This window comes from Paenalcaligenes sp. DL 463 (assembly GCF_057475185.1).
Genome location: NZ_JBYBKX010000001.1, coordinates 1367889 through 1380663, shown reverse-complemented (window position 1 = coordinate 1380663; position 12775 = coordinate 1367889). Strand labels below are relative to the sequence as shown.

Sequence of the window (12775 nt, the reverse complement as noted above, 5' to 3'; positions counted from 1 at the left end):
AATTCTTTATCGTTAATATGGCGTCTACCGTCAGACGTCGACATCCGCTAAGTTGCCCTTCGTTTCAAGCCAACTACGGCGCTGCGCGGCTTCGCCTCGTCCCATCAGCATGTCGAACAGCTCTTCTGTTCCATCGACGCCTAATGCACCATACTGAACCGGAAGCAAACGCCGCGTGTCGGGGTTTAAAGTGGTGTCCCAAAGCTGCTCGGCGTTCATTTCGCCCAAGCCCTTAAAACGGCTAATGGCCCAATGCCCTTCTTTTACACCTTCAAGACGAAGCTTCTCTTGAACACCCTCCAACTCGGCCTGATCCAAGCAATATATTTTGCGCGCAACACGCTTGCCCACCGCCGGAACATCCACCCTAAATAACGGCGGACGGGCGATAAAAATGTGCCCCTTCTCGATTAACTGTGGGAAGTGCTTAAAAAATAACGTTAACAACAACACCTGAATATGCGAGCCATCGACATCGGCATCCGACAGAATGCAAATGCGTCCATAACGTAGGCCTGAAAGATCGACGTCATCAGTCGGCGAATGAGGATCCACCCCGATCGCCACAGAAACGTCATGAATTTCCTGATTCGCAAACAAACGATCTTTGTGCACTTCCCATGAGTTCAGTACTTTTCCTCGCAACGGCAAAATAGCTTGTACTGTCTTGTCGCGTCCCATTTTGGCGGAGCCACCTGCAGAGTCCCCCTCGACAAGAAAGAGCTCAGTGCGTGTTGGATCTTGAGACTCGCAGTCAGTTAGCTTCCCTGGCAGCACCGCAACGCCCGAGCTTTTACGCTTTTCAACACGTTGAGATGACCGCACACGCGCTTGTGCATGCTTAATGGCAAAATCTGCCAGCTTCTTGGCCGCTTCGACGTTGGCATGTAATGTTAATTCAAACGCATTTCTGACGTAGGTGCTAACCATGCGCACCGCATCACGGCTATTAAGTCGCTCTTTAATCTGACCTTGAAATTGAGGGTCTAATATTTTGGCTGACAATACGAAACTAGCCCGAGCGAAAACGTCTTCGGGAAGCAACCGTATCCCTTTAGGAATAAGACTATGCAATTCAGCAAAGTTCTTCACCGCATTAAACAACCCATCGCGCAAACCCGATTCGTGCGTACCTCCGGCCGGTGTTGAAATCAAGTTAACGTAGGATTCGCGTACGATAGCGCCATCGGCTGTCCAGGCCACGACCCAGTGTGCTCCTTCGCCTTCAGAGTAGTCATCATCATCCGCCAAGGCATACTGCTGCGCCTCGAAAAGCGGGACCACGTACTCGGGCGCATCAAGCGTTTCTTCTAAATAACCGCGCAACCCGTTTTCATAGCACCATTCACGAATATCACCCGTTTTTTCCGTAACGAGCTGCACAGTGACGCCACTTAACAACACTGCTTTGCTACGCAATACGTGAATGAGCTCTGCATTAGGAATATGGGGTGAATCGAAATATTTGGCATCGGGCCATAATCGTACCCGTGTACCTGTATTGCGTTTACCGACCTTCGCAACTTCGTGCAACGACGTGATCACCTCGCCGCCAGCAAAGACAATTTGGTGATGTGCCGCATCACGTTTAACGTCGACTTCGAGTCGAGTAGAAAGCGCGTTCGTTACCGAGACACCTACACCGTGTAAACCACCTGAAAAGGCATAGGCCCCACCGTCCGCTTTATCAAACTTACCGCCGGCGTGTAAGCGCGTAAACACAAGCTCTACCACTGGGGCACCCTCTTCTGGATGCATTCCGACCGGTATGCCTCGTCCGTTATCTTCGACTGAGATACTGCCGTCGGTGTGTAAACAAACTTTCAATAAATTTGCATAGCCTGCCAACGCTTCGTCAGCCGCATTATCAATGACCTCTTGAAGTATATGAAGTGGATGATCGGTGCGGGTATACATACCGGGGCGCTGGCGCACCGGTTCTAAACCCTTAAGCACCCGTATAGAGCTTTCGTCGTAGTTAGGAATGGCCAAAGTAATCTCTAGCTGAATGCAGATTAAACAGGTATTTTACGAATTGTGGTCAAGAAGCCAAAATGACGGCTCGCGCCTTGTGGCAACAACCACTACAATGAACTCAATTCTACGACTAAAGCAGCCGTAGAGATGTATTACATTATCGTCCCCAAATAAACAGAGAACCAATTGCCCTCAATATAGGCATTGGTCTCTAAAAACCACTTCTTTAATTTTATATCTCTTATCCCTCATGAGCGATTCTATTAAACACGTAACTGACGCTTCTTTTAACGACGACGTCTTGCAAGCTAACTTACCCGTTTTGGTTGATTACTGGGCAGCATGGTGCGGTCCGTGCAAGGCGATTGCGCCTTTACTGGACGAAGCTGCTGAAACTTTTAAAGGCCGTGTTATCATTGCTAAAGTTAACGTCGATGAAAATCCGGAAACAGCCGCTAAATTTGGTATCCGTGGTATTCCCACCCTTATGCTGTTCAAAAATGGCGAAGTAGCCCAAACTAAAGTTGGCGCCTTAAACCGGTCGCAACTGAATGCCTTCCTCGACGAATCCCTATAAACTTACAAACAATTTCGCGCGGGCCTCGTCTAGGCTCGCCGCCGTTGGCTGAAACCCTTCTTTTCCTCTCATGCACCTCAACGAATTAAAAGCTCTGCACGTCTCGCAGTTGCTAGAAATGGCTGCCAGCCTGGAAATCGACAACGCAAACCGCCTTCGCAAGCAAGAGCTGATGTTTGCCATCATGAAAAAACACGCCAAGAAAGGCGAACAGATTTTCGGCGACGGCGTACTCGAAGTACTGCCTGATGGTTTCGGCTTTTTACGCTCGCCGGAAACCTCCTACTTGGCTAGCACTGACGACATTTATATCTCCCCTTCGCAAATCAGACGTTTTAATTTGCACACGGGGGATTCCATCGAGGGCGAGGTTCGCACCCCTAAAGATGGTGAGCGCTACTTTGCGTTAGTGAAGGTCGATAAGGTTAACGGCATGCAACCCGAGGCCATCAAACATCGCATTATGTTTGAGAACCTTACGCCCTTACACCCGAATCAACCCATGACGCTTGAGCGCGATATCAAAAGCGAAGAGAACATCACTGGTCGTATTCTGGATATGTTCGCTCCGGTTGGTAAAGGGCAGCGTGGGCTTATTGTGGCCAGCCCTAAGTCGGGTAAAACCGTAATGATGCAACACATTGCTCATGCGATTACTTCAAACTACCCTGACTCGGTCATGATTGTTCTTCTGGTGGATGAACGCCCAGAGGAAGTCACTGAAATGCAGCGTACCGTACGCGGTGAAGTGGTTGCCTCGACGTTTGATGAGCCCGCTACACGTCACGTGCAAGTTGCCGAAATGGTGATTGAAAAAGCCAAACGTTTGGTCGAGCTCAAAAAAGATGTGGTTATCTTGCTTGACTCCATCACGCGCCTAGCTCGCGCTTACAACACGGTAGTGCCGTCATCAGGCAAGGTACTCACAGGTGGGGTTGATGCAAATGCGCTACAACGTCCAAAACGTTTTTTTGGTGCTGCCCGTAACTTAGAGGAAGGCGGTTCGCTGACCATTATCGGTACTGCTTTGATCGAAACCGGTAGCCGCATGGACGAAGTGATCTACGAAGAGTTCAAAGGTACAGGAAACTCTGAAATCCACTTAGAACGCCGCCTCGCAGAGAAACGCATCTATCCAGCCATCAATCTAAACAAGTCTGGAACACGTCGCGAAGAGCTGCTTATTAAACCCGATTTACTTCAGAAAATATGGGTATTACGTAAGTTCATTCACGATATGGACGAGGTCGAATCCATGGACTTCATCCTCGATAAAATTCGAGCAACGAAAACAAATGCCGAATTTTTCGATATGATGAAAAAATAAGTTTTAAAATAAATAAGCCTCGATAACGAGGCTTATTTATTTTTGGTTCCATGCTATTTAACAAGCTGAATCTCACCTCTCCGTATACCTTTAGGGTATTGTCATTCTTAGCACCCCATTTAGGTGCTACGTTCCGATCCAGCACATCAAGCAAAACCATCAACGCAATAACGTCTTTAACGTTATCCCCGCAGCCGTTATTCATTAGCGGCTTTCTATCAACCTTCCTTTCTTTTAATCTTGCTGAGCATATGGTTTATTGATCTACGTACTCAGTTTTACGACAGAGCTTCTATCCATGAAAAACTCGAACCTAGAGCAGTTCCTAGAATCTGTCCGTGCCCGTGACCCACACCAGCCTGAGTTCATGCAGGCAGTCACTGAAGTTATGGGTAGTTTGTGGCCGTTTATAGAGAAGAACCCACACTACGCCGATCACGGCTTACTCGAACGCCTCATTGAACCCGAACGTATTATCCAATTTCGGGTATCGTGGGTTAATGATAAAGGCAAAGTAGAAACCAACCGTGCCTTTAGAGTTCAACACAGCAATGCCATCGGCCCCTACAAAGGCGGTATGCGCTTTCACCCTTCCGTCAATTTATCCATTCTCAAATTTCTCGCGTTTGAACAAACGTTCAAAAATGCATTGACGACCTTACCCATGGGCGGTGCTAAGGGTGGTTCGGATTTCAACCCGAAAAACCGTTCCCACAACGAAATCATGCGTTTTTGTCAGGCACTGACGCTGGAACTGTATCGACATCTCGGTCCTGATACCGATATTCCTGCAGGCGACATTGGTGTTGGGGGTCGCGAAATTGGGTTTATGGTAGGCATGGCGAAGAAGATCAACAACTCGAATGCCTGCGTTTTCACCGGCAAAGGTACGACATACGGCGGTAGCTTAATTCGTCCTGAAGCCACCGGTTATGGTGTCGTGTATTTTGCTCAAGAAATGTTGAAAACGCGCCAGCTCTCTATGGATGGTTTAACCGTATCGGTTTCAGGTTCGGGAAACGTTGCTCAGTACGCGATTGAGAAGTGCATGCAGATGGGCGCTAAAGTGCTCACCGTATCTGATTCTCATGGATATGCCCACGATCCCGACGGTTTTACTGTTGAAAAACTGCAATTACTGATGCGTATTCGTAATGAAGAGCATGGTCGCGTGGAAGACTACGCTAAAGCGGCACACATTCACTACTTCGCTGGCAAACGCCCTTGGGATGTTGCTGTTGATGTCGCATTGCCCTGCGCCACGCAAAACGAGCTAGAGCTTGAGGATGCAAAAACACTACTTCTTAACGGAGTGAAATGTGTGGCTGAGGGCGCCAACATGCCTTCTACGCTTGAGGCTGTTAACCTGTTCGTTGAAGCTAAAATTCTTTATGCGCCTGGTAAAGCCAGTAACGCAGGTGGGGTCGCTGTTTCGGGATTAGAAATTTGTCAGAACGCGCAACGACTACATTGGACCTGCGAACAAGTTGACGAGAAACTACACGAAATCATGCGCTGTATCCACGAGAGCTGCGTCACTCATGGTGAAACCAGCGATTTTATCAATTACGTAGACGGCGCTAATATCGCCGGCTTTGTGAAGGTGGCCGATGCAATGTTCCAGCAAGGGGTACACTAAAGCATTCATTTCCTATCAATAAAAAGGGGCGTTTCGCCCCTTTTTTTATGGCTCGATAAAAATAAACGCTTCCTTCTCAGCACGCGGTTTATCACTAGCGCTTTTAACCTCTTGGATTCGTAAATCATTCCAATCGCCATCGACCGAATAGCGTAAGGTCATTGCCTCAGATAAAGGCGATTGCATCAACCATTGTGTTAGAAACGCCCCTACCCCTAACAAGGGATTCACGACCACGCCAGCCGCAATCGCCGCACCACTAACGTCCAACTTAGGCACCACCACGGCATTCAAATCAACGCGCTCTGACTTCAGTCCCACGTTACCCTCAATCTCTATGGCACCCACAGGCCCAATCACGCTGTAATGTTGGGTGGTAAGCATCGCCTCATTCAGTTGTATTGAGCCATTGAGCGTATCGTAAGGAAAACCGTCTTGAGTTACCCCCGACAGGTTCACATCTAAACTTGCTAAACGCCCCAATGACTGTACCGACAACAATTCTAATAAACGAGCCGATCTGGAATTAATACCATTAAGCCGCCCCTTATTAAGGTCAACGTCGATGTCTGCCTGTAGGTTAGCTAGATCAATACTCCAAGGCAGGCGTTGCCAATTTAGCGTTGCTGTTACCTTCCCATTACCCGCTTGCACCCATTCAGGCCTACCCGCGAAACTAAAGTATTCGCCCAGATTCTCGACATCAATATTGGCATCAATACCTAAACCCCTTTCAGGTCCCGATAAGCGCCATGTGCCGCTACCCGCTAATGCCAGCCCAGGGCCCGCCACCTCTAAGGTGGATAATCTCCAGCTATTTTGATGCGACAGCCCTTCTCCAGTGGCATAAAAACGCCCCACATTCAGACCCGCCACACGCAACTGATCAATTTCTACCGTTAAGTCTGGTAGACGAAGATCCCCTTCAAAAAACGCCTCATCCGTTTCTGGTGGATCGCTTTGTATAAGTTCAGACGAATCTGATAAAAAGGCCGGTTCCCACAACACCAGACGCTGCAGTTTGGCATCGAGAACACCGTCTATTTCACCCTGATCATCTACCGCCCATTGCACATTTCCAGCAAGCTCAGTAGAGCTTAAATCAACCCGCCATCTTTGCTCAACCGGACGATGTGCCGTAAACGTCAACTGACTAAATGGCATACCCAGCATTTGCGACTCGCTACTTTGTAAGCGCAAACGCCTTAACTCAGGCCAAAAGAAATCATCGCTGTGTTCTGTATTTGAACGCGTGCTACGTATCCACTCGTACCATTGATCTAAATTTAAGCGCGGATAACTAACATCAATATCCATCCCTTTCTCAGGTGGGTTTGCACTCGTATTCGTAGAGATAATGCCTGCCTGAAGCGTGTTTTCACCCTCTACACGTTGAGGTGTGTAGCGAAACTCTGCATTTAACTCGTCCCCCAGTCGAGCCTGTAAACGATAATCAGACTGATCACCAATAGGGGTCCAGCTAACGTGAAGCGGCCAACGTTGCTCGGCCTTCTTACTCAAAGGCTCGGGAAGATCTGTGCTTATGCCCTGCAAGGTAGAGTTCCCCGCAATCAGCAATTGGCCCTGCGGCGAGAAACTGAAGTTGAGTGAAAAAGGCGTCTGGCCAGATAAAACGTGCAATGAGTTGTCCCCCAAATAGGACTGTAGCGCTGCTATATCTAAGGTTGCCTGCACCCCTAAACCGCTTTCACCAGGTGCTAATACACCTCGAATGGTGATCGCCTGACCGAGCCACCGCGCCATTAAATCATCGCTGCTTACCCCTTGATGATTAAAGCCTAAACTACCCTTAACATCGCTGAACGGAGGCAGGTTTGGCATCAGCTGCAGCGATGCGTCTTCCATCTGAATTTCTCCGCTTAGCGTCGTACGATCAGTGTCGAGAAGCGGTACACGCAGGCTTAACGGCACGCGCCACAAGCCATCGCCCTGCGCGTCATCTAAATAATGACTCAGTATGCCCCCTAACGGAGAGCGCGTCATTAATGCCAAGTACTCAGGTGCAGCCCCTTCAGTCAGCGCGTGGATCCCTAATACGGCCTCGGAACTCATATCCGGGATGTCGACTCGAATCTGCTTAGCCACCACAGGATGTTCAGGATCTATCTCTACCAAAGCATGGTGGAAGTCAGCATACAGCCCCGCTCGTTCGATGTATAAATGGCCTGTAGCCTGACTGACCTGAGGCCATGACGGCTCGTTATTTTCACTTGGCAGATAATCGACAGTCGCGTTCTGAATCGCCGCACCCACATAGAAATATCCTTGATCAGACTGTTCCGAAAAAGGGAAGTCCTCAAGCTCGCCAAGCAACACAAACTTAGCTTGTGGAGCCTGTCCCTCGACCAAACTCTGCCGCAACCACTCTGTGACATCGTCATCAATCGCTTGAGGAAAATAGCGATACAGCGACGACAACTCAACACGTTGTAAATCGCCATAGAGACGTAACTGGCCCAAATTTGAATGCAAGGGATTCGACCACTCGCCCGACGCTTGTGCCCAAAAGTCGCTGTTTTCTATGGATAACTGATTAAAGGCTAAAACCTCACCCTGCCATTGGCCACTGATGGCAGCCTGATCCAACACAATAGACTGATCCCAAACCGGGCCCTCAGCAATACTGATCTGAGAGGCCAAGGCCTTAAACTGCAGCGCCGAATCTGTGGCTGCCTCTGCTTGTATGAGGCCATTGATACTGCTCCAGTCTCCGCGCGCAGAAAACGAGAAGCGATTCGCTTCCAGCTTTTGTTCAGCCACCATCATGCTTAGGTCTTCAAGCTCTGCGTTCAACTGCAAAGCGGCCATCTGGCCGGCTTCAAGATCGGCCCACAATTCAAGCGTATTCAGCGATACCGCCCATCCCTCAGGAAGGTTCAGGCTACGGCTCCAGAGCTGGGCGCTGTCACCGCTCATTTGGACGTAAAGCTTGCCAAACACTTGCTCTATGGATAACGCCTGTCCCTCAGTAGGTTGAATGTCAGCAATGGCCAGCAATTCGTTTTGACCCGTATCCTGATTATCACTTCGCACCACAACATGATGTCGCTCAGGCAAAGCGCTTAAGGACAGTGTCAAACCATGTATCGCCACCGGAGCTAAACCGCGCAGCTGATCCGTCCACGTTAAGTTCGCGTCGATGATGCGGACACTAGGCTGTTGACTTAACCACGTTAACAGCGGTGCTTGCCCTGGATCCTGTGCTGGAGGAGCGACAGCCGCTTCGGAATGCGAGCCCAGTTTGATATGCTCAATATACAGGGCAGCCTGTGCGTCTCGGCGCAGCGACACATCAAGACCTTCTATTTCGATATGCTCGAAACCAATACGCTTGTCGAGAAGAGCACGCCAACTAGGCACTAACGCCACTCGGGGAACTCGTAACGCTGGCGCACTGTGAGGAGTGGTAGACCAGCTTATACCCCTTAGCTCAAGGCGGGGGTGTATACCTTTCCAACTCGCACTGATATGCTCGAACTCGACGGAAACCCCAAGCGCCGACGACAACTGCTCTTGTATGGGAGCTTTCCAGTGATTAATCTGTGGTAAAACCCAAAACCGCAAGACCGACACACCCACTACCACTACTACATACAACGTAAGTAGTAGATAGAGGCTAAAGCGGAACACCTTTCGCATCGGATCCTTAACGGGGAATAATTTGTTGATGCCTCATCAGCATAAACAGAGCGTTTAACGTCCCAGACGGGGCAATGATTTCTATTAAAAAAATCGAATGAATGAAGCCATTATATTGAAGTCTGCCCTGCAATGGTCTGGCGCTTTGCAACGTAAGCTCCTTGCCTCGCCCCAGTTCGCCATTGAGCTGCAACACTACGTTAAGCGGCCCGTCAGCACAGAGCAAATTAGCGCTTGGCTAAAAGAACTAACGGCGGGCGCAGTCGACACCAACATCCATGAGACAAAACGCGTTTTACGACAATTGCGCGAGCGTGTTTTCTATACACTGATGGTACGAGACACACAGGACGCCGCCTCTCTACAGGAAGTTGTGGAAGCCATGAGCTTTTTGGCCGACATCGCCATGGGCGAGGCCTACCGCTGCGCCATGAGCTTCTTAATCGAGCGTCATGGGGCTCCGACCGACCCTAAAACAGGACGCCTATTAGAGTTACTGATTATCGCCATGGGTAAATGGGGAGGTAAGGAACTCAACGTCTCATCCGACATCGATTTTATCGCGATCTACGACGCTGAAGGTGAAACGGATGGAAAGCGGAAAATTAGTTATCACGAGTTTTATCAGCGCTTAGTTAAACAGATCAACCTCATTCTTTCGGATATGACCGAGCATGGACAAGTCTTTAGATGTGACCTGCGTTTGCGTCCAGACGGCGATTCCGGGCCTTTAGCATGGAGCCTAACCGCCGTCGAGAACTACTTAGTGCTACAAGGACGCGAATGGGAACGATACGCCTGGTTAAAAGCTCGGCCATTAACACAGTCTTACGCCCCCAACAGTAATACGCAAGCGTTATGCGAAGCCTTTACACGTTTGCGATCCCCTTTTGTCTATCGCAAATACTTCGATTTTGACGCCTTAGCATCCCTGCGAAACTTACGAGAACGCATTCGCGAAGATTGGCAACAAAAAGCGTATGCTCGAAATGCTACCGATGCAAAGTTGAATATCAAATTGGGGGACGGAGGAATACGTGAAATTGAATTCGTCATCCAATTGAACCAGCTCATCCGTGGCGGACGCCAACCTTCACTACAAACTGAAACGCTTCTCTGCGCCATTGACATGCAGGTGCAGGCAGGCGTTCTTGATCAAACCGTAGCAACCAAATTAAAAGCGGCTTATCGCTTTCTACGTCGCGTTGAGCATATGCTTCAGTACAAAGACGACGCCCAAACCCACCTCCTACCCACGTCAGACGACACTTACGCCGCCTTAGCTAAGGTGCTTGGAATGTCGACAACGGATTTCAGCGCAGAACTTAATCAGCACCGACTGTTCGTTAATGAAAGCTTCAGAAATGCCTTCCGTATTGCGGGCTTAGGCGAGGAAAAAGATACACACCCAGCTTCCCCGCCTGCCCCATCAGCACCGGTAACAGAGCCATGCCCTGAACAAACAAAGTTTCAAGAGTATGCCAGCACACAACTTGAACTTATACGAAAGAGCCATCGCCTACGTCACTTACCCCGTCAAAGCCGTGAGCGCCTAGAGCTTTTATTGCCACTTATCGTGCAGGAAGCTTCGTTGTCGGAGGCTCCGCAAGAGACCTTATTACGCCTACTCAATGTGGTAGAAAGTATCTCCCAACGTAGTGCTTACCTAGCCTTACTTGCCGAATACCCCGATACCTTAAAACGACTCACCACTATCGTCGCTGCCAGCCCTTGGGTGGCGCAGTATCTGGCCCAGTATCCACTGGTGCTCGATAGCCTTATAGAGTGGCAATCGTTAATGCAAGAACCTGACTTTGAAGCCTTGAAACTTCAATTGCAGCGCGAACTCGATGCATGCCGGCTTCCCAACGGGCAACCTGACATTGAGCAACAGATGAACTTGATGCGCAATGTCCAACACCAAGTCACGTTTCAGTTAATCGCCCAAGATCTTTCAGGCCTGCACAGCGTAGAAAAACTTGCCGATTCGCTTTCGGCCCTCGCCGATCTCATGCTAGAGGAGACCATAAGTCGCACTTGGCCTCTGGCCCAGAGCCGAGACAACACAGGTGGCCCACTACGCCCACCCCAGTTTGCGGTCATCGCTTATGGAAAACTGGGAGGAAAAGAGCTGGGGTATGCTTCTGATTTAGATCTGGTTTTTCTCTACGACGACCCCGACAACAATGCTGTGGAACAGTACGTTCGACTGGGGCGCCGCATGATTTCTTGGCTGTCTACTCTTACGTCGTCCGGCCGCTTATACGAGGTCGATACGCGACTTCGCCCCGACGGAGACGCCGGCTTAATCGCCGTTAGCATCGATGGTTTTGAACAGTACCAAAGTCGTAGCGCCTGGAGCTGGGAGCATCAGGCGATCACCCGAGCTCGTTTTGTTGCCGGAGACGTTAGTATCGGGGCTCGATTTGAAGAGCTAAGGCGAAAGATCTTATTACGCCAACGCGATCCCCTTCAATTGCGCGAAGACATAAGCAAGATGCGCGAACGCATCCGAGCCGGACACCCTAACCACAGTGACCTGTTCGACTTAAAGCACGACAAAGGGGGCATGGTCGACATCGAGTTCATCACACAGTACCTAGTGTTATCGCACGCTCATCAACACCCTGTCCTCTTGAACAACCTAGGGAACATCGCCCTACTCGGCCTTGCCGCTGATCAGAAACTGATCGATCAAGCACTTAGTGCTAAAGTAATAGCCGCTTATCGGCATTACCGAAAACGTCAACACAACCTACGCTTACAAGCTCAGACATGGGTGCGTGTCCCTCCCGAACAACACGAAGCTGACCGCGCCGCCGTACAGCAGCTTTGGGATGTTGTGATTGGCAGCTAAAATACAAGCATTACTGTAAGGATTTTCATCAATGTCTACCCCTCCTACTACCCGCGTACCGCTAGCCCTTCCAGAGCAGCGAAAGAAAGTGTTATTGCACTCCTGCTGTGCCCCTTGCTCGGGCGAAGTGATGGAGGCCATGACGGCATCAGGCATTGACTACGCCATCTATTTTTATAATCCGAATATTCACCCCGTTCGCGAATACGAAATCCGCAAACAAGAAAACATTCGCTATGCTGAGAAGCACGGTATTGAATTTATCGACGCCGATTACGATGTCGACAATTGGTTTGACCGTGTGAAAGGAATGGAGAACGAGCCCGAGCGCGGCATTCGCTGCACAGAGTGTTTCGATATGCGCTTTGAACGAACCGCGTTGTATGCACATGAGCATGGCTTTGACACAATCACCAGCTCTTTAGGCATTTCTCGCTGGAAAGACATGGATCAAATTAACGGCTGTGGCCTACGCGCTGCGGCCCGCTACCCCGATTTACACTATTGGACTTACAACTGGCGCAAAGGCGGTGGCTCGCAACGCATGCTTGAAATTAGCAAAGACGAAGCGTTTTACATGCAAGAGTACTGTGGCTGTGTGTATTCCTTGCGTGACACCAACCGGTGGCGCCGTTCTAAAGGACGTGACCGTATTGAAATAGGCGTGAAATTTTATTCTTGGGATGCAAATCGAGAAACGCTAAACAGCCAAGACTAAGGAAAAACACCCCTAACGTC

7 protein-coding genes are annotated in these 12775 nt (G+C 49.6%); 5 read left to right on the top strand and 2 right to left on the bottom strand.

Annotation, left to right across the window (positions count from 1 at the left end; genetic code table 11):
* Positions 1–30: 30 nt before the first annotated feature.
* On the bottom strand, positions 31–1992 hold the full coding sequence (locus tag AC2UZI_RS06430) for a DNA topoisomerase IV subunit B (protein ID WP_486942983.1): 1962 nt from the start codon (positions 1990–1992) through the stop codon (positions 31–33).
* A 235-nt stretch (positions 1993–2227) separates the two neighbouring features.
* Here AC2UZI_RS06430 and trxA point away from each other — a divergent pair, with 235 nt between their 5' ends.
* The 3 genes from trxA (at position 2228) to gdhA (ending at position 5520) form a co-directional block, all read left to right on the top strand.
* Positions 2228–2554 carry a thioredoxin TrxA gene (trxA, locus tag AC2UZI_RS06425; RefSeq protein WP_486942982.1) on the top strand — a complete coding sequence of 109 codons (327 nt, stop codon included), beginning with the start codon at positions 2228–2230 and terminating at the stop codon, positions 2552–2554.
* Between the two features lie 70 nt (positions 2555–2624).
* Positions 2625–3881 (top strand): transcription termination factor Rho, encoded by a 1257-nt coding sequence (gene rho / locus AC2UZI_RS06420; RefSeq protein WP_486942981.1) that lies wholly within the window; start codon positions 2625–2627, stop codon positions 3879–3881.
* Positions 3882–4179: 298 nt separating this feature from the next.
* Positions 4180–5520, top strand: coding sequence for an NADP-specific glutamate dehydrogenase (gdhA, locus tag AC2UZI_RS06415; RefSeq protein ID WP_486942980.1), 1341 nt, complete (start codon positions 4180–4182; stop codon positions 5518–5520).
* A 45-nt stretch (positions 5521–5565) separates the two neighbouring features.
* On the opposite strand, the gene AC2UZI_RS06410 is transcribed toward gdhA, so the two are convergent.
* Positions 5566–9180: a YhdP family protein gene (locus tag AC2UZI_RS06410; protein WP_486942979.1), complete on the bottom strand. Its 3615-nt coding sequence runs from the start codon at positions 9178–9180 to the stop codon at positions 5566–5568.
* Positions 9181–9277: 97 nt separating this feature from the next.
* On the opposite strand from AC2UZI_RS06410, the gene glnE reads away from it, so the two are divergent.
* Positions 9278–12037: a bifunctional [glutamate--ammonia ligase]-adenylyl-L-tyrosine phosphorylase/[glutamate--ammonia-ligase] adenylyltransferase gene (glnE, locus tag AC2UZI_RS06405; RefSeq protein ID WP_486942978.1), complete on the top strand. Its 2760-nt coding sequence runs from the start codon at positions 9278–9280 to the stop codon at positions 12035–12037.
* A gap of 31 nt (positions 12038–12068) precedes the next feature.
* Positions 12069–12755, top strand: coding sequence for an epoxyqueuosine reductase QueH (locus AC2UZI_RS06400; protein WP_486942977.1), 687 nt, complete (start codon positions 12069–12071; stop codon positions 12753–12755).
* Positions 12756–12775 lie beyond the last annotated feature (20 nt).